The 21,557-nt window shown below is 70.4% G+C and carries 22 protein-coding genes; 13 read left to right on the forward strand and 9 right to left on the reverse strand.

The window, feature by feature from the left end:
• Positions 1-26: 26 nt before the first annotated feature.
• Positions 27-797, reverse strand: a complete 771-nt coding sequence (locus NA8_RS22730) for a deoxyribonuclease IV (protein ID WP_063052441.1) — start codon at positions 795-797, stop codon at positions 27-29.
• A 123-nt stretch (positions 798-920) separates the two neighbouring features.
• Here NA8_RS22730 and NA8_RS22735 point away from each other — a divergent pair, with 123 nt between their 5' ends.
• From NA8_RS22735 to NA8_RS22750, 4 genes are all read left to right on the forward strand, one after another.
• Positions 921-2,060 (forward strand): serine/threonine-protein kinase, encoded by a 1,140-nt coding sequence (locus NA8_RS22735; protein WP_084467019.1) that lies wholly within the window; start codon positions 921-923, stop codon positions 2,058-2,060.
• A 124-nt stretch (positions 2,061-2,184) separates the two neighbouring features.
• Positions 2,185-4,008 carry a serine/threonine-protein kinase gene (locus NA8_RS22740; RefSeq protein WP_063052377.1) on the forward strand — a complete coding sequence of 608 codons (1,824 nt, stop codon included), beginning with the start codon at positions 2,185-2,187 and terminating at the stop codon, positions 4,006-4,008.
• 3 nt (positions 4,009-4,011) lie between these two features.
• The gene (locus tag NA8_RS22745; RefSeq protein WP_063052378.1) at positions 4,012-5,637 is read left to right on the forward strand and encodes a serine/threonine-protein kinase; all 1,626 of its coding nucleotides are present in this window, start codon (positions 4,012-4,014) and stop codon (positions 5,635-5,637) included.
• A 191-nt stretch (positions 5,638-5,828) separates the two neighbouring features.
• Entirely contained in the window at positions 5,829-6,062 is a 234-nt protein-coding gene (locus NA8_RS22750) for a hypothetical protein (protein WP_063052379.1), read from the forward strand.
• Here the strand turns inward: NA8_RS22750 and NA8_RS22755 are convergent.
• Both NA8_RS22755 and NA8_RS22760 read right to left on the reverse strand, forming a co-directional pair.
• A complete protein-coding gene (locus NA8_RS22755; RefSeq protein WP_157106854.1) occupies positions 6,047-6,877 on the reverse strand; it encodes a GNAT family N-acetyltransferase in 831 nt (276 codons plus the stop codon). The genes NA8_RS22750 and NA8_RS22755 overlap by 16 nt on opposite strands.
• Positions 6,878-6,965: 88 nt before the next feature.
• A complete protein-coding gene (locus NA8_RS22760; RefSeq protein ID WP_051175497.1) occupies positions 6,966-7,190 on the reverse strand; it encodes a hypothetical protein in 225 nt (74 codons plus the stop codon).
• 348 nt (positions 7,191-7,538) lie between these two features.
• Between NA8_RS22760 and NA8_RS22765 the strand changes: the two genes are divergently transcribed.
• Positions 7,539-7,973, forward strand: a complete 435-nt coding sequence (locus tag NA8_RS22765) for a hypothetical protein (RefSeq protein ID WP_063052381.1) — start codon at positions 7,539-7,541, stop codon at positions 7,971-7,973.
• Positions 7,974-8,012: 39 nt separating this feature from the next.
• Here the strand turns inward: NA8_RS22765 and NA8_RS22770 are convergent, their stop codons facing one another.
• A complete protein-coding gene (locus NA8_RS22770; protein WP_063052382.1) occupies positions 8,013-9,137 on the reverse strand; it encodes an acyl-CoA dehydrogenase family protein in 1,125 nt (374 codons plus the stop codon).
• A 9-nt stretch (positions 9,138-9,146) separates the two neighbouring features.
• Positions 9,147-10,319 carry an acyl-CoA dehydrogenase family protein gene (locus NA8_RS22775; protein ID WP_062973874.1) on the reverse strand — a complete coding sequence of 391 codons (1,173 nt, stop codon included), beginning with the start codon at positions 10,317-10,319 and terminating at the stop codon, positions 9,147-9,149.
• 204 nt (positions 10,320-10,523) lie between these two features.
• Between NA8_RS22775 and NA8_RS22780 the strand changes: the two genes are divergently transcribed.
• Positions 10,524-11,222, forward strand: a complete 699-nt coding sequence (locus tag NA8_RS22780) for a hypothetical protein (RefSeq protein ID WP_063052383.1) — start codon at positions 10,524-10,526, stop codon at positions 11,220-11,222.
• A gap of 9 nt (positions 11,223-11,231) precedes the next feature.
• Here NA8_RS22780 and NA8_RS22785 read toward each other — a convergent pair whose 3' ends face one another.
• On the reverse strand, positions 11,232-12,368 hold the full coding sequence (locus tag NA8_RS22785; protein WP_063052384.1) for an epoxide hydrolase family protein: 1,137 nt from the start codon (positions 12,366-12,368) through the stop codon (positions 11,232-11,234).
• 94 nt (positions 12,369-12,462) lie between these two features.
• Here NA8_RS22785 and NA8_RS22790 point away from each other — a divergent pair, with 94 nt between their 5' ends.
• Positions 12,463-13,449 carry a helix-turn-helix transcriptional regulator gene (locus NA8_RS22790; protein WP_063052385.1) on the forward strand — a complete coding sequence of 329 codons (987 nt, stop codon included), beginning with the start codon at positions 12,463-12,465 and terminating at the stop codon, positions 13,447-13,449.
• A 101-nt stretch (positions 13,450-13,550) separates the two neighbouring features.
• Here the strand turns inward: NA8_RS22790 and NA8_RS22795 are convergent, their stop codons facing one another.
• Entirely contained in the window at positions 13,551-14,399 is an 849-nt protein-coding gene (locus tag NA8_RS22795) for an SMP-30/gluconolactonase/LRE family protein (RefSeq protein ID WP_063052386.1), read from the reverse strand.
• 171 nt (positions 14,400-14,570) lie between these two features.
• On the opposite strand from NA8_RS22795, the gene NA8_RS22800 reads away from it, so the two are divergent.
• The 5 genes from NA8_RS22800 (at position 14,571) to NA8_RS22820 (ending at position 18,185) form a co-directional block, all read left to right on the forward strand.
• Entirely contained in the window at positions 14,571-15,287 is a 717-nt protein-coding gene (locus NA8_RS22800) for an alpha/beta hydrolase (RefSeq protein ID WP_063052387.1), read from the forward strand.
• A gap of 34 nt (positions 15,288-15,321) precedes the next feature.
• Entirely contained in the window at positions 15,322-15,756 is a 435-nt protein-coding gene (locus NA8_RS22805) for a hypothetical protein (RefSeq protein WP_084467020.1), read from the forward strand.
• The gene (locus NA8_RS22810) at positions 15,749-17,056 is read left to right on the forward strand and encodes a WXG100 family type VII secretion target (protein WP_157106855.1); all 1,308 of its coding nucleotides are present in this window, start codon (positions 15,749-15,751) and stop codon (positions 17,054-17,056) included. The genes NA8_RS22805 and NA8_RS22810 overlap by 8 nt, the downstream gene beginning before the upstream one ends.
• Positions 17,053-17,868 (forward strand): ESX secretion-associated protein EspG, encoded by an 816-nt coding sequence (locus tag NA8_RS22815; RefSeq protein ID WP_063052389.1) that lies wholly within the window; start codon positions 17,053-17,055, stop codon positions 17,866-17,868. Before NA8_RS22810 ends, NA8_RS22815 begins: the two co-directional genes overlap by 4 nt.
• Before the next feature lie 131 nt (positions 17,869-17,999).
• Positions 18,000-18,185, forward strand: coding sequence for an LbetaH domain-containing protein (locus NA8_RS22820; protein WP_063052390.1), 186 nt, complete (start codon positions 18,000-18,002; stop codon positions 18,183-18,185).
• Between the two features lie 6 nt (positions 18,186-18,191).
• Here the strand turns inward: NA8_RS22820 and NA8_RS22825 are convergent, their stop codons facing one another.
• Both NA8_RS22825 and NA8_RS22830 read right to left on the reverse strand, forming a co-directional pair.
• Positions 18,192-18,815: a phosphoribosyltransferase gene (locus NA8_RS22825; RefSeq protein ID WP_063052391.1), complete on the reverse strand. Its 624-nt coding sequence runs from the start codon at positions 18,813-18,815 to the stop codon at positions 18,192-18,194.
• 12 nt (positions 18,816-18,827) lie between these two features.
• Entirely contained in the window at positions 18,828-19,682 is an 855-nt protein-coding gene (locus NA8_RS22830) for a carbon-nitrogen hydrolase family protein (protein ID WP_063052392.1), read from the reverse strand.
• Between the two features lie 62 nt (positions 19,683-19,744).
• On the opposite strand from NA8_RS22830, the gene NA8_RS22835 reads away from it, so the two are divergent.
• A complete protein-coding gene (locus tag NA8_RS22835) occupies positions 19,745-21,535 on the forward strand; it encodes a DEAD/DEAH box helicase (RefSeq protein WP_063052393.1) in 1,791 nt (596 codons plus the stop codon).
• Positions 21,536-21,557: the final 22 nt, after the last annotated feature.

The raw sequence follows: 21,557 nt of genomic DNA on the forward strand, positions 1-21,557 counted from the left end.
GTTCGCAGCGCCGCAGGCGCTGCCAATCAAACACAGTGCTCGCGCAAGTACGCCAGATCCTCCGCGAGGCCGTCTCCCGGGGTTTCCAGGACCACCGGCGCGTCTGCCGTCCGGCACACTTCGGCGAGCAATTGCGGATCGATGGTGCCGTCGGCGAAGTTGGCGTGGCGGTCGGCGCCGGAGTTGAACTCATCGCGCGAGGAGTTCAGGTGCACCAGGTCGATCCGCCCGGTGATCGCCTTGATCCGGTCGACGACGCCGATCAGTTCCTCACCACCCGCCCAGGCGTGGCAGGTGTCCAAGCAGAAGCCCGCGCCGTACTCGCCGACCGCGTCCCACAACCGGGCGATGGAATCGAAATGCCTGGCCATGGCGTGATTGCCGCCCGCGGTGTTCTCGATCAGGATCGGCACCGCGAATCCGCCCTTGTCCTGCTGGCGCTCGAACAATTTGCGCCAGTTGTCGATCCCGGTCTCCAGCTCGGCGTCGGAGCGCACGTGCCCGCCGTGCACCACGAGGCCGAACGCGCCGAGTTCGGCGGCCGCCTTCGCCTGCTGCGCCACCGCGTTGCGGGACGGCATGCGCAATCGGTTGTTCAGGCTCGCGACGTTGATCTGATAGGAGGAGTGCACCACCACCTCGATCGGGCTGGCGAGAATCTCCTCGGTCCGCGGATGCGGGGTGGGTTTGTCCCAGCTCTGCGGATCGACCACGAACATCTGGATGACGTCGGCGCCGAGTTTCTCCCCGAAGCCGATCGGGTCGCTGTCGAGCCGGACGTGTGCTCCAATGCGCATGCGGGCCACCATACTGGCAGCTACCGACGACAATCGAAGTTGCGCCGCGACTGTTGCGTCCCCATGGCTCGTCGAGATACATGGGTAGTGTTCGCGCGCTCGACTCGAGAAGGGGGTGTAGCGGTGTTGCAGACCGGCGATGTCTTCGCGGGCTACGTCATCAAACGCGTCCTCGGCCGGGGCGGTATGGGCACCGTGTACCTGGCCCAGCACCCTAGGCTGCCCCGGCTGACGGCTCTGAAGCTGCTCGAGCGGGAGCTCTACGCCGACACCGGCATCCGCCGCCGCTTCGAGCGCGAGGCCGATCTGGTCGCGGGCCTGGACCACCCGAACATCGTCACGGTGTTCGATCGCGGCGCCGAGCATCGGCAGCTGTGGATCTCCATGCAGTACGTGCCCGGCGCGGACGCCTCCTGCGCGGATGTCGACGTACTCGCGCCCGGCCGCGCGGTGCAGATCGTCGCCGATACCGCCGCGGCGCTGGATTTCGCGCATGCCAACCAGGTACTGCACCGTGATGTGAAACCGGCCAACATCCTGCTGGCGAAAGCGCCGATCGGACAGCCGGAGCGGGTGCTGCTCACCGATTTCGGGATCGCGGGCATCCGTGGCGCGGAGTCCACGATCGGCTCCTCGGGCACGATCACCGCGACACTCGCCTTCGGCGCTCCGGAACAGCTGATCGGACAGCCGCTGGACGATCGTGCCGATCAGTACTCGCTGGCGTGCACGCTGTTCTGGATGCTCACCGGCGCGCCCCCGTATCCCGGTGCCAACCCCGCGGCCGTGGTGAACAACCATCTGTACGCACCCATCCCGGCACCGAGCCGGGTGCGCCCCGCATTGCCGCCCGCGCTGGATCCGGTGCTGGCTCGCGCGATGGCCAAGCGGCCCGCGGACCGATTCGCCAGTTGCGCCGAGTTCGCCGCCGCGGCGAAACATGCGCTCGGCGTGCACCCCGCCGGCCACTGGACGGCGCCGCCGCACGCCATCCACGCCGATGGGCGCGCGGCCGAGCCGACGTACCGCACAGCCGCGCCCCCGCCGCAGCAACGCTCGAGGCAGCCGGAAAGCTCTCGGCCGCTGCCGAGTTTCCTGCCGCCGCGCCGTCCCGTTCACCCCGGCCTGATCGAGTTGCCGAACTTGCCCATGCGCCCGGGATCCGCGGTGCGACAGCACCAGCAACCTCCGGACCCCCGGCCACCGCCGGGCGGTCCGGCGCACGTCGATCGCCCGCACGTCGCCATGCTCGACGAGCGATAGGCGGCGCGCGACTACTGCTATGGTTTCGATGTTTTCCGTGGTCGGGCTTATTCCGGCCACGCATTCTTATGCTGTACGCCTGTTCGCCGGTGGGTCCCGGCGGGCGGCGGGAAGTGGAGCAGTCATGCTGGCCAGCGGTGACGTTTTCGCCGGCTATGTCATCGAGCGGCAACTCGGCCGTGGTGGCATGGGCTCGGTCTATCTGGCGAAACATCCGCGGCTGCCGCGGATGACCGCGCTGAAGCTGCTGAATCGGGAGATGTTCTTCGACAAGGAGGTGCGGGCGCGGTTCGAACGGGAGGCGGACCTGGTCGCCCAGCTCGATCACCCGAACATCGTCACGGTCTACGACCGCGGGCTCGACGACGAGCAGCTGTGGATTTCGATGCAGTACGTCGACGGTATCGACGCCGCCTCGGTGGAACCGAAGTCGCTGCCGCCCGAACGCGCGGTGCAGATCATCAAGGAGACCGCCGACGCGCTGGACTACGCGCACGGCAACGGGGTGCTGCACCGTGACGTGAAGCCCGCCAACATCCTGCTGGCCCGCTCCACCGCAGGTCGCGGCGAGCGGGTGTATCTCACCGACTTCGGCATCGCGCGGCTGCGTGACGACACCGGTCATCTCACCCAGACCGGTACCTTCACCGCGACGCTCGCCTACGCCTCTCCCGAGCAGCTCACCGGCGCCTCGCTCGACCACCGCTCCGACCAGTACTCGCTGGCCTGCTCGCTGTTCTGGCTGTTCACCGGCACCGGCCCGTTCTCCGCGACGAACCCCGCCGCGGTGATCCAGGGACATCTGCAGGGAGCGCCGCCCGCGCTGAGCGGCGTCCGGGCGGGGTTGCCTTTCGCGCTGGACGGCGTCCTGGCCAGGGCGATGGCCAAGCGGCCCGACGACCGGTACGGCAGCTGCGCGGAATTCGCAGCGGCCGCCAAACAGGCGCTGACCGGTTCGAGCGCGCCGTCGATGCCGGTGGTGGGCGGTCCACGTCCGGTCACCGGTCCGCCGCACCCGACCGCGGGGCCGCGCCCGACGACCGGGCCGCAGATCCCGACGACCGGCTCGCCGTACCCGGTGGCGCAGGGCCACTACGCCAGCGGCCTTGGTCAGCAGGCGCACACTCCACACACCAGCGGACCGAATGCGCTCGCCGCTTCGGCCGTACCGGCGACTCCGCCGCCCGCGCCGGTGGTGAACTCGCGGCCGCAGACCGGTCCCGCGCCGCAACCGACCGCCATCAACCCCTACAGCCAGCAGCAATCCGGGTTCTCCGGCTTCGCCGCCCCACCGGCGCCCCCGCACGGCGCGCACCTCCACCCGTCGGCCCCGCCGCCGCCGAAGAAGAACACCGGGCTGATCGTCGGTCTCGCGGTGGGCGTGGTCGTGTTGATCCTGGTGGTACTCGGCATCATCGGCGCCGTCTCCGATTCGGGCTCGAACAACGCCGGCACCACGACCACGTCGGCGGTGAAGCCGAACCTCGTCGACGCGACGCCGGAGTCGATCAGCGCGGAATTCCCGCGGATGGTGCCCGCCTCCCAGACCGAGGACGTCGGGTACAACGGTGCGGAGTGCTGGCTGGCCTCGCCCAGCTCGCCGCCCTCGCCGTCCAAGGGCGACCCTGACTTCGGCGACTGGGCCGCGCAGTGGCGCTGCTTCAAGGGCGGCAACAACGATGATCCGTACTACCGCATCTACGTCTACAAGACCCCGGCCGACGTCCAGGCGGTGCTGAAGACGCTGCCCGCGTCGGCCACCAAGTCCAGCGACACCAACGGCGGGAAGACCTACACCAATTACAAGTATGTCGACGAGGGCGCCAAGATGGTCACCGCGTTCACCGGCGACCCGGATCGGACCCAGTACCTGATGTACACCGACGGCTTCGCCCACACCACCATCGACGAAGCGCTGCGCTGGTGGCGCTCGGCGCCGCTGAACTGACCGATGCTGCGCACCGGCGAGGTCTTCGCGGGGTACACCATCGAACGCCTGCTCGGCCGCGGCGGGATGGGATCGGTGTACCTCGCCCGGCATCCGCGGCTGCCCCGGTTGACGGCGATGAAGCTGTTGAACCCGGAGCTGTTCGGCGACAAAGAGATCCGCGCCCGCTTCGAGCGGGAGGCGGACCTCGTCGCGCGGCTCGACCACCCGAACATCGTCACGGTGTTCGACCGGGGCGTCGAGGGCGATCGGCTGTGGATCAGCATGCGCTATATCGACGGCACCGACGCCGCCGCGCTGGACGCGTGGACGCTGCCGCCGCAGCGGGCGGTGCAGATCATCGCCGAGACGGCTACGGCGCTGGACTTCGCGCACAGCCGCGGCGTGCTGCACCGCGACGTGAAACCGGCGAACATCCTGCTGGAGCGGGTGGAAGGCGGGCAGGAGCGCGTCTTCCTCTCCGACTTCGGCATCGCCCGATTCCGGGACGACACCGGACGGCTCACCCAGACCGGAACCTTCACCGCCACTCTCGCCTACGCCGCCCCGGAGCAGCTGTCCGGTGCGCCGCTGGATCACCGCGCCGACCAGTATTCGCTGGCCTGCACGCTGTTCCGCCTGCTGACCGGCACGGTGCCGTTCGACGCCACCAACCCGGTCGCGGTGATCCATGGACATCTCAGCGCACCGCCACCGCAGGTCAGCAGGCTGCGGCCCGGCTTGCCGTTGGCACTGGACGGCGTGCTGGCCAAGGCGATGGCCAAGCACGCGGCCGATCGCTTCGACTCGTGCACGGAGTTCGCCGCCGCCGCGTGGCAGGCGCTGACCGCGCCCGCGGCACCGTGGCCACCACCGCCCCCGCCGAATTCGTCTCCGCCCCGGGCCGACGCAGCCGTCCCGCAGCGACCGGCGCGCGCCTACCTCGGCCCGGCACGACGTTCCCGTTGGCACCCTTCGGTGGGCGGCTGGATCGGCCTGCTGTTGGTGGTCGCCCTGTTCGGCAGCGCCGTCGCGATGGCCCTCAGTCACTCTGATTCCTCCGGTACCGCCGCACCGACGACGACCGCCCGCCCGCGGAACACCGCGTCCCCCGCGCCCTCGGTCACCGCCCGTCCGGCCACGACCGTCGCGGCCACCACGGACCGTGCCACGATCGGCGCCCGCGCGGCCGAGTTGAGCGCGGCGTTCCCGCATATGCTGCCGGAGACCTCCGCCCAGCGCCTTGTGCACTCCGGAACCGGATACAACAAGGCGGGCTGTTTCGCCCACACACCGGATTCCCCGGCGCCCGGCGACCCGGAAGACCCCGACTTCGGTGCCTGGCTGGTGATGTGGAGCTGCTTCGGCGGCCCGAACAAGGCGTCCTTCGACTTCTACCTCTACGACTCGCCCGCCGACGCGCAGGCGGTGCTCGCCGCGTTGCCGGCCAACGACCACGCGACCGCCACCACCGACAATGGCCGCAGCTATCCGAACTACACCCTGCGCGGCAGCCGCGACCTGCGCCCGCCCATGGTCACCGCGTTCCCCTCGGACCCTGGCCGGGCAGCCATGCTGATGTACAGCGCCGGATTCATCGCCACCGACGCCGAGTTCATGGATTGGTGGGAATCCGCGCCGCTGAATTGAGTTCCCCCAGGGGGAACTGATTTCCGACACCGACTTTCGCGCGGCGATCCGGCGGATGGCCGAGTATCAGGCGCGCGAACGCGCCGACGGCGACGCGACCGGTCCGCACCACGATCTCACCGAGGCCGCGCGCGCGGGTCGGATCAGCCCTTCAGGCAGGTGTCGCGCCGGAGTCGCCCGCGGCGGCCGAAGTGGTCGCCGATCTCGCCGCGCGCTACGCGGCCACCTTCGGCAGGCCCGACGATCGCGCGCTGCGCGAGTGGATGCCGGCGCGCCTGGACGTGGCCGACGACCCACGCGTGGAGCGGTACTGGCGGCTGCTCGCGGTGATCAACGGCCGGCCCGCGCCGCCGAGTCTCGCGCCGGTATTCGCCTGGTTTACCGCGGCCCTGCGCACCGTCCTGGCGGGTTACTCGAAGACGTAGTGCGCGAACTCGTGGGTCGGGTGGAAGCCGATCGTCCGGTAGATCCGGTTGGCCGTGGCGTTGGCGACGTCGGCGAACAGGCAGACGTCCAGGCTCTCGGCGCGCAGCAGCTCGGCGACGTGTGCGGTCAGCGCACTGGCGTAACCGTGCCCGCGCGCGTCCGGCGGGGTGTAGACCGGTCCGATCCGAGCCCAGCCTTGGATCGGAACGTGGTGCGCGGCAAGACTCACCGGTTTCCCGTCGCGTTCCCACAGCCACCACCGGCCCGAGTTCACACGACGCCGGATCGCGGCCTCGTCCAGCCCGGACGCCATTGCGGACTCCTCGTGCATGGCCGTCAGCCAGTCCCCGCACAGCGCGACATCGGATTCCCCGGCGCGGCGCGGCGCTCCGGCCACGTCCGGGATCCGCAGCGCGCCGAGCCGGTGCAGCCTGGTGACGTAGGACTGGTGGAAGCCTTTCCCCAGCAGGGCGCCCCAGTGCTGAGCGAAAGCCATGGCGTCGGCGACGACGCCCTCCACACCCGCGCTCTCGGGGACGAGGTCGGACAGGGCGCGAGCCACCGCGGGAATGCCCTCGGGCGGTAGCGCGCCGAGATACACGTCGCGACCGGCTACGCGCATGGCGGCACCGACCACCGAGGCATCCTCGCCATGGACGGAGAGAAATCGCGATACCTCGGCCGGGGCGTCGATGCCCATGACGTGGTTGGCGACGGTCGTGGTGAGCACCGTGTGCCGCAACGGATCGCGGAGCAGGAACGACCCCGCGACCGAGCGGAACTCGGCGGCGTCGGTGGTGATCTCGATCCTCATGGAATCACGGTAGGCGCCTGAAGTGTTGCGCGCCTTGCTTTCTCGCGGCCGGTCCGAGACCGGTGACCGGGCGACCGGCCGGTTCGCCTCAGTCGGCTTCGCCGCCACCCTCGCGGAGTTTGAGCAGAACCAGTCCCGCGGTGCACGCGAGAATGAGTCCGGCGACCGTGATTTCGACGTGCAGTCCGGCGATGCCGAGCACCGCCCCGACGAGACCGCCGATGAAGATCAACCAGGCGAGCGTCCGCGACACAATCGTGGACAGCGTGCGCCCCTGCTGGTTCGACGCGGGATGCTGTGCCGTTGCCGACACCACATCCTCGGCGGCGCGGGATGAACCACGCCGCGACGCTGTCGAGTAAGCTCCCATCATCAACTCCTCGATGACGCCGGTAAGAGAACCACTATCACGTTCTCACACAACGTGTCTCTCATCCTGAAACCGGCGTCTCACGCGTAACTTTGCTCACACACGCTACGACTCCGGGACGCCGGAAGATAGCGACACGTGCCCACGACACGCCGAAGAGACCAATTCGATATCTGAATTAGTACCGTTTTATATGCGCCGCCCGGCGTATCCCCAGCGACCTCTCGCCTCGCCTGGCCGACGGGCCTCGATTAAGGTGAGTCCACTCGATACACACGAGGAGTGTCACCGTTGGAAAGCAGCAGGGCCAAGATCGCCGGTCCGGCGATCGCCGCGGGAGCGGTTTCCATCGGACTCGTCCTGATCGGCGCCTGTGGCGTCGGTAGACAGGACACCTACGTGCCGCCCCCGCCGCTGAAAGCGGGCGAGTACGCCGAGCCGGTGGTCCACGAAAGCACTACCGGCGGCTCGACGACGCCGAGGGTCGTCATCCCGCCATCCCCCACCTGGCGGATCGCTCCTGCCGATCAGAAGCACCCGACCCCCTTCGCGGGCTTCGTCAGCAGCACCACCGCCGAACCGTCCGCACGCAACCCGCACGAGGACACCTCGCAGGCGGCAGCACCGGCCGAGGAACCTAGGACGAGCGCCGCGCGGACGCCCACGAACGAATCGACCGGCGAGGCGCCCACGCAACTGCGGACCACGCCGGGCGACGACGAGTGAGACGCGGTGGTGCGCAAGCACGCACCACCGCGGCACTCCTTACAGTTCCGGCTGCTCGTAGTCGCCGACTCGGGAGCTGAGCACGCGCAGATGCTCCAGTCCGCTGCCGAGCGTGCGCTCGATCGCGGTCAGCCGGGCCACGTAGTGGCTCACCGGGTACTCCGCGGTGACGCCGATGCCACCGTGCATCTGGATCGCCTCCTGCCCGATGTGCCGGGCCGCGCGCCCGACCTGCAGCCGCGCGCGCGACGCGATCACCGGATCATCGGCCCCGTCGGCCAGCGACGCCGTGGCGTACAGGCTCATGCTGCGCGCCAGCTCCAGCGAGACGTACATGTCGGCCGCCCGCTGCGTGAGCGTCTGGAACTTCGACAGCGTGACGCCGAACTGCTTGCGCTGCTTGAGGTACTCGGCGGTCAGCCGCAACGCCTCTTCCATCGCGCCGACCGACTCCGCGCACAGGCTCGCCTGCGCGTGCGTCAGCACGAACGCGATCGCCTCGGCCGTGTCCGCCCCGCCGAGCCGCTCGGCGGGCGCGTCGGTCAGCTCCAGCTGCGCGCCGCGCTGGCCGTCGACCGTGCGGTAGGACTTGCGGACCACACCGGTCGCGTCGGGCGCGACCAGGAACAGCCCCACACCGCCCTCGGGCAGCGCGGCGCTGACCACCAGTTCGTCGGCGCTGTCGCCGTGCGGAACGGGGTTCTTCACACCGGTCAGCGTGTACGAATCACCCTGCGCCGCGGCGGTGGTCGCCAGTTCGCTCGACGACCAGCGCACACCGGGCTCGGTGTGGGCGAAGGCCAGCAGCTTCGTGCCCGACGCGACCTCGGGCAGGATCCGCTGACGCTGTTCGGCGCTGCCCACCGCGGCGACCAGCCCGCCGGGCACCAGCACCGCGTCCAGGATCGGTTCGGGGGCGAGCCTGCGGCCCACCTCCTCGAGCACCACCATCGTCTCCACGGGACCGGCGCCGACGCCGCCGTCCTCCTCGGCGAAACTCAGGCCGAGCACGCCCAGTTCGGCGAACTGACGCCACACGTCGCGACTCCAGCCGAGTTCGGAGTCGACGACCTTCAGCCGTGACTCCGCGTCGTAGTTGCGGGCGAGCAGGTCACGGACCGTGTCGCGGAGCATGACCTGTTCATCGGTCAGATCGAAATCCATGGTGTCGCCTCACAATCCGAGGATCGTGGAGGCGATGATGGTGCGCTGCACCTCGCTGGAGCCTCCGTAGATGGTTGTCTTGCGGTAGTTCAGGTAGGCGGGGCCGCTGCGCTGCGCCCACCCGGGCGAGGCGATGTCGTCCGCGCCCACCGGGATGGCGTCCGGGCCCGCGATGTCGAGCAGCAGCTCGGTGGCGGCCTGCTGGAGTTCCGAACCGCGCAGCTTCAGCACCGACGAGGCCGGATTCGGCTTGCCGTCCGAGGAGTTGGAGACCACCCGAAGCTGGGTGAGTTCCAGCGCGAGCAGCTCGTTCTCCAATTCGGCGACCCGCGCCGCGAACACCGGGTCCTCCAGCAGCGTGCCGTTGCCCGACTTGGTCTTCGCGGCGTACTGCTTGGCCACGCCGATCTTGACCTTGGTGCGGCCGACACCGGTGATGCCGGTGCGCTCGTTGCCGAGCAGGAACTTGGCGTAGGTCCAGCCCTTGTTCTCCTCGCCGACGAGCTGATCGGCGGGTACCCGGACGTTCTCGAAGAACACCTCGTTCACTTCGTGCCCGCCGTCGATCAGCTTGATCGGGCGGATGGTGACACCGGGCGACTTCACGTCGAACAGCAGGAAGGAAATGCCCGCCTGCTTCTTCGCCGCGCTGGGGTCGGTACGCACCAGGCAGAAGATCCAGTCCGCGTACTGGGCCAGCGTGGTCCAGATCTTCTGGCCGTTGACGATGTAGGAATCACCGTCGCGGACCGCGGTGGTGCGCAGCGAAGCCAGGTCGGAGCCCGCGTCCGGCTCGGAGAAGCCCTGGCACCACCAGATGTCCAGCGCCGCGGTGGGCGGCAGGAAACGCTCCTTCAGCTCCTGCGAGCCGAAGTGGGCGATCACCGGACCGACCATCTGCGCGTTGAACGTCAGCGGCTCCGGCACCGAGGCAAGCTGCATCTCGTCCTGCCAGATGTGGCGCTGCATCGGCGTCCAGTCCTTGCCGCCCCAGGCCACGGGCCAGTTCGGCACCGCGAGGCCGTGGTCGTTGAGGATCTTGTGCGCGGTGACGATGTCGTCGCGGGACAGCTCACGGCCGTCCCGGACGCGCTCGCGGATGTCGGCCGGGATCTCGGTCCGATAGAACTTGCGCAGTTCGTCGCGGAAGGCGACGTCGTCGGGGGACAAGGATAGTTTCATACGCATCTCCCTGCGTGTCTCGTACGTCCGAGTCAAACCTACCCCTCGGTAATCCTCCGTTGTCGACTGGATCACAGGAGCGGGCCGCCCGGGCCGGTCACCAGGCCGGATTCCCCGCCGCTCCCCGGGACGGCGATAGCGGCGAGCTGGTACGTTGCTGCACGTGGGTCGGGGTCCCACAGGGTTCGGTATCGAGGAGAACGAGTGAACGGCAGGACCATCGCACGCGCCGCGGCGGCCGCGGCATCCCTCGGCATCGGCGCGGTGCTGACATTCTCCGCGCCGGCCACCGCCGAGCAGAACCAGGCGCCGGTGGACTCCGGCCTGGCACATCTGAACGAGATCGCGGGCACCGACCCGTCCGCACAGGAGGGCATCGCCGCGCTCACGCGCTACGCCGGATTGATCGACGCCGCGCACCTGCGTGACGTCTCCAGCGTGTTCACGCCGTTCTCCTATGCCGCGCCCACCTTCGGCTGCGGCAGCAACGGGCCGATCACCACGATCATCGCGGCCGCGACCACCGAGGGGACGGGCAACGGCCGGGACCTGAACGTCGCGCCCGGCGAACTGCGGTTCAGCGCGACACCGTCGCACTCCGGCGCTCCCCTGGCTTCCGGGCTCGTCGTCGCATGGGTGAACGTGAACACCGGCGCCAGCGGCCTCGATCCGCTCGACGACGTGACCGAGTACCACCTGCCGACGCTGTCCAAGACGGTCGAGAGCGGACCGGGCACCGTACTCGCCTCGATGTGGGGCATCATCGACTACCCGTTCGCTCACTGCGTCATGACCCCCACCGTCGGCCTGTTCACCGTCCCGGACTTCCCCGCGCCCGCGGCCCCCGCTCCCGTCCAGCCCGCCCCTGTCCCGAGCGGGTCCGGCGGTGAGCCCACCCCGTAAGGGCCGCGCCTACCCGAGCGCGGCGAAGAACGCGCGAATGTCGGCGACGTGCGCGCGCGGGCGTTCCATCGCGATGAAGTGGTTGCCGGTGTTGCCCTCCGGCCAGTGCACGATGGTGTTATCGCGTTCGGCGAGCCGCCGCATCAGCGCGGAACCGCCGCCGTACGTGCCGGTCGGCACCGGTTTCTGGCCTTTCGGCCAGACGAATCCGCCGTCGCCGAGGCCGTTGTACATCGGCCAGGACGACGAGCCCGCGGTGTCGGTGAACCAGTACAGGCTGATGTTGGTCAGCAGATGGTCGCGACTGATCACGTCCTCCACCCGGTCGGCGAGCGGGGCGAACTCGGTGAACTTCTGCATCAGCCAGGCGAGCAGACCCACCGGCGAATCGGTCCACGCGTGGGCGAAGGTCTGCGGGGCGGCGCGCAGCAGGACGTGATGGTTCACGCCGCCGGTCATCCACTGCTGCATCCGGTCCCACTCGGCGCGTTCCTCGGCCGTCATGGTGGGCACGTCCGCCTCGGTCGGCATCCCGATCCCACCGTCGAGGTGCACGCCGATCACCCGGTCCGGTGCGGCGATGGCGAGTTCCGGCGTCACGTAGGCGCCGAGGTCGCCGCCCTGTGCGCCGAAGCGCCGGTAGCCGAGCCGATCCATCAGTGTCAGCCACATCCCGGCCACCGTCGCCGGTGTCATGCCGGGTTCGCGCGGCCCGTCGGAGAAGCCGAAACCCGGGACCGAGGGCACCACGACATCGAAGGCCTGCGCCGGATCGAGTCCGTGCGCCCGTGGGTCGGCCAGGGGCCCGATGGTCTCGGTGAATTCGACGAACGAGTTGGGCCAGCCGTGGGTGAGGATGAGCGGCGTCGCGTCCGGCTCCGGCGAGCGCACATGCAGGAAATGCACGTCGAGCCCGTCGATGCGCGTCTTGAACTGCGGGAACTCGTTGAGCGCCGCTTCCCTCGCGCGCCAGTCGAATCCGGTCCGCCAGTACTCGGCCAGCTCGCGCAGGTAGCCGACCGGCACGCCGCGATCCCAGCCGGAGCCGGGCAGCTGCGCGGTCCAGCGGGTGCGGGCGAGCCGGTCGTGCAGGTCGTCTACGTCGGCCTGCGGTATCTCGATGCGGAACGGGCGGATGTCGGTCATTCGGTCGGCTCCTTGCCGGTCGGTCCTGCGGTACGACGACGCTAAGCACCATCTAGGACTGATCCGGTCCTAGATTTCCGGCATCCTCGAAGTCATGAAAGACACGCCCGCCCGGCTGCTTCGTCTGCTGTCGCTGCTCCAGACGCCACGGGAATGGCCGGGCAGCGAATTGGCCGAACGCCTCCGCGTCACCGATCGCACGGTGCGCCGTGACATCGACCGGCTGCGCGAGCTCGGCTATCCGGTCACCGCGACACTCGGCGCGACGGGCGGCTATCGCTTGGTGGCGGGCGCGGCGATGCCTCCGCTGCTCGTGGAGGACGACGAGGCCGTCGCCATCGCGGTCGGATTGCGCGCCGCCGCCGGGGCCGGGGTGGCCGGGATCGAGGAGGCGTCGGTGCGGGCGCTGGCCAAAGTGGAGCAGGTGCTGCCCGCCAAGTTGCGACGCAGAGTGCGGGTCCTCGCCACCGCCCTGACCCCGCCCACCGGCGGCGGACCCAGCGCCGACCCCGACGTGCTCGCCACACTCGCGGCCACCGTGACCAACCGGGAACGGGTGCGTTTCGCCTACCGCGACGAGGTGGGGGCGGAAACGAGGCGCAATGCCGAGCCGGTGGGACTGGTGCCCGCCCGGCGGCGCTGGTATCTGGTCGGCTACGACCTCGACCGGGACGGCTGGCGGGTGTACCGCGTCGACCGGATCGACCGTCCGCAGCCCACCGCCGCCCGCTTCACTCCGCGCCCGCTCCCCGCCGCCGATGCCGCCGCCTACGTCGCGGGCCGCCGCACCGACTGGGGTTCACCGACCTTCCGTCGTCGCCTCACCATCCACGCTCCCGCCGACCGAGTCGCGGGACGGTTGGGCGAGAACCCGGGCGAGGTCATCGCGATCGATGCCGACACCTGCCGGATCGATGCCATGCGGGACGACGCACCGGAATGGCTGTCGCACCGGCTGCTCGAGCTGGGCGCGGACTTCCAGGTGCACGAACCGCCGGAATTGATCGCACACCTGCGCGCCGTCGCCGACCGCGCCGAGCGCGCGATCGGTCCGAATCCGCCACCCCGTGCCGATGCCTGAACATCCGGCGCGGCCCGGCGACCGCGCCGCTTCGATCCGCGATATCGGAGGGCCATCCGCTGAGGACGCCCGGCCGCCCCACGCGACGTCGGCCCGAGGGCTCAGCGGGAAAGGTCGATGCGGAGGAGAGCGCCGGACTCGGTGCCGGCGATCAGTTGTCCGGGGTCGGCCGGGGTGGCGGCAACGGCGGTGAGGGGTTGCGTTTCGAGGACGGCGCAGGCCGCGCCAGTAGCGGGATCGACGCGAATCAACTGACCGGTGAGGGTGGTGACGTAGAGGATGCCGGTCGGGTCGATCAGGAGGTCGTCGGCGAAATCCGGGAGGCCGGGCAGCCGCGAGGACAAGTCGGTCACGGTGGCTCGGGCCCCGGGGTCGTCGAGCGGGATGCGAACGATCCGGCCGAGCGGGCCGCCGTTGGCCGTGACATACAGCGCGCCGTCGTGCACGGCCGCGCCGTTGGCGGCCAGTCCGACCAGCGGCGCGCCCCACGCGATGTCGACGGACGCGTCGGGACGGATCTTGACCACGCCGGACACGGTCGCGACGTAGAGGTTGCCGCTCGGGTCGAAGGCCGCGCCGTTGGGCATCGTGAAGCCGGAGACGAAGACCTCCGGCTTCGGCACGGCCGCCGCCGGATCGAACCGGACCACGCCGCCCGGCCGGACGACGCTGACCGGCGCGTCCCCGTAGACGACATACAGCAGCCCGTCGGGGCCGAGCCGTACCGCGCCGGGGAATTCCACCGGAACGGTCGCGGTCAGTGTGCCCGCGGCGTCGTAGCGCTGGACCTCGTTGCGGTAGAGCCGCGAGACCCACAGGTTGCCCTGCGCGTCGTAACCCAGATTCTCCGACCAGTCGAGCACCGGAACAGGCGCTGGAACGGCCGTGACCACCACCGCGGGGTCGCAGGAGGCGACCGGCGGCGCGGCGACCGCGCCCGGCGCGAGCATCGCGGTAAGGGTCGACGTCGCGGCGGACAAAAGAAGAGCGCCTGGACGGCGGAGGATTCTCAACGCGGGCACCTCGGGCTCGGGTGGGTGGGAGTCGCCGCGGATCCTAACCGCTCTCGACGCCGAATCGTGCGGTCCCATCCGCGACACGATCTTTGGCACTATCGGTGAATGCCATTTTTCGACGGCGCGCGCGGCCGGATGCACTATCGGCGGTGGCCGACCGAGAACCCCTTGTGCACTGTGGTGCTGCTGCCCGGAATCGGCCAGCACAGCGGGCACTACCATCGCTTCGCGCGCGCCTCGCAACCCAGCGGGGCGCAGGTATGGGCGTTGGACACCGCCGGGCACGGGTTGAGCGAGGGCGATCCGGAACGGCCCGGCACGCTGGCCGAACTGGTGGCGGACGCGCTGCGGCTGGTCGAGCTGGCTCGCGCGGATCGTCCGCTGATCTTGATGGGCCATTCGCTCGGCGCGGTGACCGCGCTGGGCATGCTCGGCGCGGCGGTGCCGGATCCGGCCGATGCGACAACGCATTCGACGGTACTGGAACGGGACTACCCACTGCGGCCCGCACTGCCCGCGGACGCTCTGGCGGGCCTGGTGCTGTCAGGCGTTCCGAAGCGCGCGCTCGGCGGCGGTGCGCCGGGCGCGCCGGGAACGCCGCTGCCACGCGAACTTCCGGTGCTCGCCGTGCACGGCGTGGACGATCGGCGCGCGCCGATCGATGCGATCAGGGTCTGGACTAGCCGCCACGAATCGGTAGATTTACGGGAGTACATCGACGCAGGGCACGACCTGTTGCACGAGCCGGTGCACGCGCGGGTCACTGCCGACATCGCGGATTGGATGCAGGGTGTCGTCGTGGGGTTGGCGCGACATCCGTGAACCGCTCTTCGGACGAGGAAGGGGGACGGCGCAGATGCCATCACAGGAGAACGGGTTCGGCGGGGAACCGCCCGCGGAGGTCACCGCACCCGGTGTCGACATCGCCGCGCTGAACCGAGCGGTCGACGACGGCTCGCTGTGGATCGACGGCCTCTTGGTCGCCGACGGCGCGCACGAACGCTGCGCGCGCCAGTACGAGCTGCTCGCCGACCGGGTCGAAGAGCAGATCCGCATCCTGAGCGCCGCCACCGGGCTGCCGGGGTTCGGCGGATTCGCCTCCGGCGACGCGCTGCGTGCCGGTTTCGAGCGCAAAGCCGACGGCGCGATTACGCGATTGACCGGATACGCCGCCGCCGCAAGGGATCTCGCCCAGACCTTCCGCGCCGCGGCCGCCACCTACCAGCAGGCCGACGAGGCGCTCGCGCAGGCGGTCGAACGGATCGACGTGACGGGAGCCGCGCATGCGTGAGATGCCGCGCGCCGGCGAGCGGGCCACCCACCGGCGCACCGACCCCGCTTACGCCCCGAACGTCGAGGTGTTCGACAACCTCACCCACGCCGAGATCCACGCCAAGGTGCAGCTGCTGGACCCCGCCGTGCTCTCGGGCGGCAGGCAAGCTTGGAGCGACGCGGCGGCGCACCTCGCCGACGCGGTCTTCCAGGCACACACCGAGATTCGCGCGGCCATCGCCGACGGCTGGCGCGGCTCCGCGGCGAAGAGCGCGGACGCGGTGGTGCGCGTGTTCGAACAGAGCGGCCAGGACTTGGCCGACGTGTTCGCGGTGGTCTCGCAGCGCCTCGGGCAAGCGAGCGACGCGGCGGAAGCGCTGCGCGCCGCGGTGACCGAGCCGCCCACCGCGGCACCGGATCTCGCTGGGGCGCTGCTGGATCCGTCCCAGGCGACCAGCAACGTCGAGGGACAGAAGGCGAGTGAGCACGCCCGCCAGGACGTCGTGCGAGCGATGAACGACATCTACACGGGTGTGTTCGTGCAGACCGGCACCGACGTGCCCGCGTACCCCGACGAAGCGGACCGGCCGGCCGCCACGGCGCCCACCCCCGCACCGGCGAGCAAGCTCGTCGGGAGCGTGCAGCCCTCCCCCGAAGCGCAGCCGGTACCGCTGGGAACACACGCGCAGGAACCGAACGGCGCGGCGGAGCAGCGCGTCTCCGCGGCGCCCGCCGATCCGGCGCCCGCCGCGCGGACTCCGTCCACGTCCGCCGCCGCTGCCGCGCCCGGCGCGGCCCCGGTCACGGCCGAGCCATCGGCGACAACCGCGCCCAAGGTCGCGCCCGCCGTCACAGCGGCGCTCCCGACGGTGGCGGCGGCCGCATCCCTGCTGCACACCGTGCCCGCAGCGGCCGCGTCCGGACCGACCACCGCAGCCGCCTCGGCGACGAGCGAGCCGATGACAACGCCTGCCGTGCCGGGCGTGGGCGGCCAGGCGCCGCCCGAGGAACAACGCAAGCGCGACGAGCGGCGCAAGAACAACGACAGCGGCGACGCGGCGGTCACCGGCCTGAGCGCGGGCGCGATGGGCGGTCTGATGGGTGGTGCGGTGGCCGCGGTCGACACCCCGCGCGCGGGCTCGAGCGTGGCCGCGAACGCGGCGTCCGCACGCTCGGCGCCGATCGATGACGAGGACGACGAGTTCGATCTCGACGATCTCCCCACCTTCCTCGAGCCCTCCGACGACGGCGGCGAACTCATCGGATCCCTCGATCCGACCACGCCGCCCGTGCTCGGTGAATGGTCCGAGTACGAGTGAACTGGACGCTGACCCCGGACCAGTTCGCGCTGGCCTGGTCACGCACCGACGGTGATCGCATCCCCTATCCGCTCGCCGTACGCCTGTCGGCACGCGACACCGGTGAGCGCGCCGCGCAGCTTCCGGCGCTCGATCACTGGTGTGCTCGAGTGCTGGACGCGGACCTGGAAGCGGCGCTGCGCATCCTCGCCCGGCCGGACCTGCGAGTGGAGGTGTTCGGTCAGCGTGACGCGGCGCCCGGCCCAGCCGCACGGGGAAACGGCGGCCCGCCGCACGGGGCAACGGCGGAAAGCGATCCGGCGCGCCCGATCCGTATCCTCGGCGCCGCCGCCGGGAACATCGCGGTGGTCGCGGCGCAGCGCCCCGGCGCGACGCCCGACCGCGGTGGCGACGTGCGGCTGTTCGCGGGCAGTTCGAAGAGCCTGTGCGCGCGGATCGTTTCGATGCTTCCGGACAACACTCCCGGCACGCTCCCGCGCATGACCGCGCCGCTGGCCCAGGTCGGTGAAGACAGCCGCAACCTGGTCACCGTTCCGGTCGCCGGGCCCTCCACCTCGTCCCGGATCCGCAAGCTGCTCAAGCAACCGCGCGAAGGCATCGGTCAGATGGTGGTCTCCGCGCGACGCGGCGAGGGCGAACTGCGCCCGTTCGGCGTGCTGTGCTGGATCGATGTCCTCGCCGACGGCCGGTACGCGGTGCGCACCGGCACGGACGTCGATGTCGTCGCCGTCACCGCGGAGGGTTTCGCCGCTCACCTGCGACCGCTCGTCACCGCGGCCGCGCGCACGTCGACGGCTTTCGCCGGGCATTGACCATCTCGGCGGCCCGTTACGCGGTCAACCGCCTTGTGGAATCGACCGCCGTTCCTCGGCGGGTTCCCAACGCTCCGGCAAGGGCGCGACCGTACCGTTTACGGTTTACGAGTGCCACTGGGGCGGGCAGCATGATCGCCGCCCACTCGCTGGTGCCACCCGGGGCCGAGATTCCCGACGGCGTGCTCGCCGCCGGATCTCCCGCCGAGGTGAAACGGCCGATCGAGGGCACTCAGGCGCAGATGTGGGTGCGGCTCAACCCGGGCTTCTACGCGGAACTGGCGCAGCGCCACCGCAAGGGCATCGTCGAGATCTGACCGCCGTCAGCACAGCAGCGCGGTGACCTCGGCGTCCTCGAGCTGGTGAAAATCCCGGTAGGCGCCGCCGACGCCGCCGAGCGAGCGCGGTACCCACGGGCAGACCACCTCATCGGCCTCGTCGGCGACCCGGCGCATCGCCTCCGTGGAGGAGACCGGCACGGCGACGACGACTCGCGCGGGCTGGTGCAGGTGCGCGACCCGGCAGGCGACCACGACCGTGGCGCCGGTCGCCATGCCGTCGTCGACGATCACCACCGTGCGCCCCGCCAGCGGGATCGGCCGCGACGCTCCGCGCAGCACCTGCCTGCGCCGCTCCAGTTCGGCGCGCTCCCGCGCCTCGATCGTGTCGACCTTCCTCGGCGTCAGCCCGGTGTGCGCCAGCACATCCGGATTCAGCACCCGGACCCCGTCCTCGCCGACGGCGCCCAGCGCCAGCTCCGGCTGCCACGGCACACCCAGCTTGCGGACCAGAAGGATGTCGAGGTCACCGCCGATCACCTCGCGCACCGCCGCCGCTACCGGCACTCCGCCGCGCGGCAGACCGAGCACCAGCGGGTTCGACGCGCGTAGGTGTTCGAGATGCTCACCCAGCGCGTGACCGGCCGAGGTCCGATCGGCGTACATCATCGATGTCGAACGCTACTCCGGTCCGCGCTCGGTGATCGCGAATCGCCGCAACGCGAGGCTCGGGTTGGCGGTGCGCACCTTGCTCAGGTACGCCAGGTCGATTCCGGCGGTGAGCACGCCCGTCTCGTCGCCGAGTCCGGCGAGCACCGAACCGGCCGGGTCCACGATCATCGACGCGCCGGCGCCCCGGGGTGCGGCCTGGTCGGCGGCGGCCACGTACACGGTGTTCTCGATGGCCCGCGCCCGCACCAGCGTGGTCCACTGGTCGATCTTGCCCGGTCCGGGGATCCATTGGGCGGGCAGCAGCAGCACCTGCGCGCCCGCCGCGGCGACCCGGCGGGCGCCTTCCGGGAAGCGCAGATCGAAACATGTCTGCATGCCGAATGTCACATCACCGACCGCGAAGGTGGCCGGCGCCTCGATCGCGCCCGGCTCGACCACATCGGATTCGAGGTGGCCGAACGCGTCGTAGAGGTGGACCTTCCGATAGCGGGTGACAAGGGATCCGTCGGGGCCGAGCACGACCAGGGTGTTGCGGATGCGGTCGCCGCCGGGAGCGACCTGCTCCACCGTTCCGGCGACCAGGAACACCTCGAACTCGCGCGCGATCTGTCCGAGGCCGGTGACGAATGGGCCGGTCAGGGGCTCGGCGACGGCGATGACCCGCTCGTCGAGCCGGGTCACGGCAAACATCGAGTATTCCGGTGCCACGACCACGCGGGCACCGCGCTCACGGGCCGTGCGCACGTGCTCGCGCACCGCCGTGAGGTTCGCCGAGGGGTCCGTCGAGGGGGCGAACTGGACGACCGCCACGTCCAGTTGATCCGGCGTCGCGTCCTGATGCGCGGGCGAGTTGTCCAGTTGCATAGGTCTCACCGTATTGGGGCGGTGACCGGACCGGCCAGCACAAGGCAGTAAACTCCTGGTCAATGAGCACCAATGAGGTCGACAGCGTTTCTGGCGACAACGACAGGGACACCGACGGCCCGTCATTCGCCGATCTGGGGATCGATGACCGCATCCTGGCGGCCATCGCCGACGTCGGTTACGAATCGCCGTCGCCGATTCAGGCCGCGACGATTCCTCCGCTGCTCTCCGGCGCCGACGTCGTCGGTCTCGCGCAGACCGGCACCGGGAAGACCGCGGCCTTCGCGATTCCGATCCTGATGGGGCTCGAAGCCACCGGCCGCACCCCGCGCGCCCTGGTGCTCGCCCCGACCCGCGAGCTCGCGATCCAGGTCGCCGAGGCGTTCGGCCGCTACGCCGCGCACATCCCGGGGCTGCATGTGCTGCCCATCTACGGCGGACAGAGCTACGGCGTGCAGCTGTCGGGCCTGCGCCGCGGCGCGCACGTCGTGGTCGGCACGCCGGGCCGGGTGATCGATCACCTGGAGAAGGGGACGCTCGACCTGTCGCAGCTGCAGTACCTGGTGCTCGACGAGGCCGACGAGATGCTCAAGATGGGCTTCCAGGAGGACGTCGAGCGCATCCTCGCCGATACTCCGTCGGACAAGCAGGTGGCGCTGTTCTCCGCCACCATGCCCGCCGCGATCCGCAAGATCTCCAAGCAGTACCTGCACGATCCGGTGGAGATCACGGTCAAGGCCAAGACCTCGACGGCCACCAACATCACCCAGCGCTGGGTGCAGGTCTCGCATCAGCGCAAGCTGGATGCGCTCACCCGGGTGCTCGAGGTCGAGTCGTTCGAGGCGATGATCATCTTCGTCCGCACCAAGCAGGCCACCGAGGAGCTCGCCGAAAAGCTGCGCGCCAGGGGCTTTTCCGCCGCCGCGATCAACGGCGACATCGCGCAGAACCAGCGCGAGCGCACCATCGGCCAGCTCAAGTCCGGCGCCCTGGACATCCTGGTCGCCACCGACGTGGCCGCGCGCGGGCTGGACGTGGACCGTATCTCGCACGTGGTCAACTACGACATCCCGCACGACACCGAGTCCTACGTGCACCGCATCGGCCGCACCGGCCGGGCCGGGCGCAGCGGCGAGGCGCTGCTGTTCGTCGCGCCGCGCGAGCGGCACCTGCTCAAGTCGATCGAGCGGGCCACCCGCCACCCGCTGACCGAGATGCAGCTGCCCAGCGTGGAGGACGTCAACGCGCAGCGGGTCACCAAGTTCGGCGACACCATCACCGAGAACCTCACCTCGGCGAATCTCCCGCTGTTCCGCAAGCTGATCGAGGACTACGAGCGCGAGCACAACATCCCGCTGGCCGACATCGCCGCGGCGCTGGCGGTGGGCTCCTACGACGGCGACAACTTCTTCATGGAGCCCGAGCCGGAGCCGGTGGAGCGCCCGCAGCGTGACCGGACCCCGCGCGAGCGGCCCGCCCGGCGCTTCGAAGAGGACCGGCAGGCCGGTGCGCATCACCGCGCTACCGGATCCGAGCTGGCGACCTACCGGATCAGCGTGGGCAAGCGGCATCGCGTGGTGCCCGGCGCGATCGTCGGCGCCATCGCCAACGAAGGCGGCCTGCGCCGCAGCGACTTCGGGCACATCAGCATCCGTCCCGACCACAGCCTGGTCGAGCTGCCCGCGCAGCTGCCGGAGGAAACGCTGGAGGCGTTGCGGCGCACCCGGATCAGCGGTGTGCTCATTCAGCTACAGCTGGATCAGGGCCCGCCGCAGCAACGCTCGTTCACTCGTGGCCCGCGCCGCGAGCGCGAGGGCGTCAAGCGGACGGAGCGCCGTAAGCCGCGTTCCTGAGCCGGGGAGGGTAGGCCGAGGT

Source organism: Nocardia arthritidis NBRC 100137 (genome assembly GCF_001612765.1).
GTDB lineage: Bacteria > Actinomycetota > Actinomycetes > Mycobacteriales > Mycobacteriaceae > Nocardia > Nocardia arthritidis.

Bases quoted from the DNA above. Each gene is read 5' to 3' on its own strand.
- NA8_RS22730 (WP_063052441.1), bottom strand. From the start codon at position 797: ATGCGCATTGGAGCACACGTCCGGCTCGACAGCGACCCGATCGGCTTC.
- NA8_RS22740 (WP_063052377.1), top strand. From the start codon at position 2,185: ATGCTGGCCAGCGGTGACGTTTTCGCCGGCTATGTCATCGAGCGGCAA.
- NA8_RS22745 (WP_063052378.1), top strand. From the start codon at position 4,012: ATGCTGCGCACCGGCGAGGTCTTCGCGGGGTACACCATCGAACGCCTG.
- NA8_RS22755 (WP_157106854.1), bottom strand. From the start codon at position 6,877: ATGAGGATCGAGATCACCACCGACGCCGCCGAGTTCCGCTCGGTCGCG.
- NA8_RS22770 (WP_063052382.1), bottom strand. From the start codon at position 9,137: ATGGATTTCGATCTGACCGATGAACAGGTCATGCTCCGCGACACGGTC.
- NA8_RS22775 (WP_062973874.1), bottom strand. From the start codon at position 10,319: ATGAAACTATCCTTGTCCCCCGACGACGTCGCCTTCCGCGACGAACTG.
- NA8_RS22785 (WP_063052384.1), bottom strand. From the start codon at position 12,368: ATGACCGACATCCGCCCGTTCCGCATCGAGATACCGCAGGCCGACGTA.
- NA8_RS22790 (WP_063052385.1), top strand. From the start codon at position 12,463: ATGAAAGACACGCCCGCCCGGCTGCTTCGTCTGCTGTCGCTGCTCCAG.
- NA8_RS22795 (WP_063052386.1), bottom strand. From the start codon at position 14,399: ATGCTCGCGCCGGGCGCGGTCGCCGCGCCGCCGGTCGCCTCCTGCGAC.
- NA8_RS22800 (WP_063052387.1), top strand. From the start codon at position 14,571: ATGCCATTTTTCGACGGCGCGCGCGGCCGGATGCACTATCGGCGGTGG.
- NA8_RS22805 (WP_084467020.1), top strand. From the start codon at position 15,322: ATGCCATCACAGGAGAACGGGTTCGGCGGGGAACCGCCCGCGGAGGTC.
- NA8_RS22810 (WP_157106855.1), top strand. From the start codon at position 15,749: ATGCGTGAGATGCCGCGCGCCGGCGAGCGGGCCACCCACCGGCGCACC.
- NA8_RS22820 (WP_063052390.1), top strand. From the start codon at position 18,000: ATGATCGCCGCCCACTCGCTGGTGCCACCCGGGGCCGAGATTCCCGAC.
- NA8_RS22825 (WP_063052391.1), bottom strand. From the start codon at position 18,815: ATGATGTACGCCGATCGGACCTCGGCCGGTCACGCGCTGGGTGAGCAT.
- NA8_RS22830 (WP_063052392.1), bottom strand. From the start codon at position 19,682: ATGCAACTGGACAACTCGCCCGCGCATCAGGACGCGACGCCGGATCAA.
- NA8_RS22835 (WP_063052393.1), top strand. From the start codon at position 19,745: ATGAGCACCAATGAGGTCGACAGCGTTTCTGGCGACAACGACAGGGAC.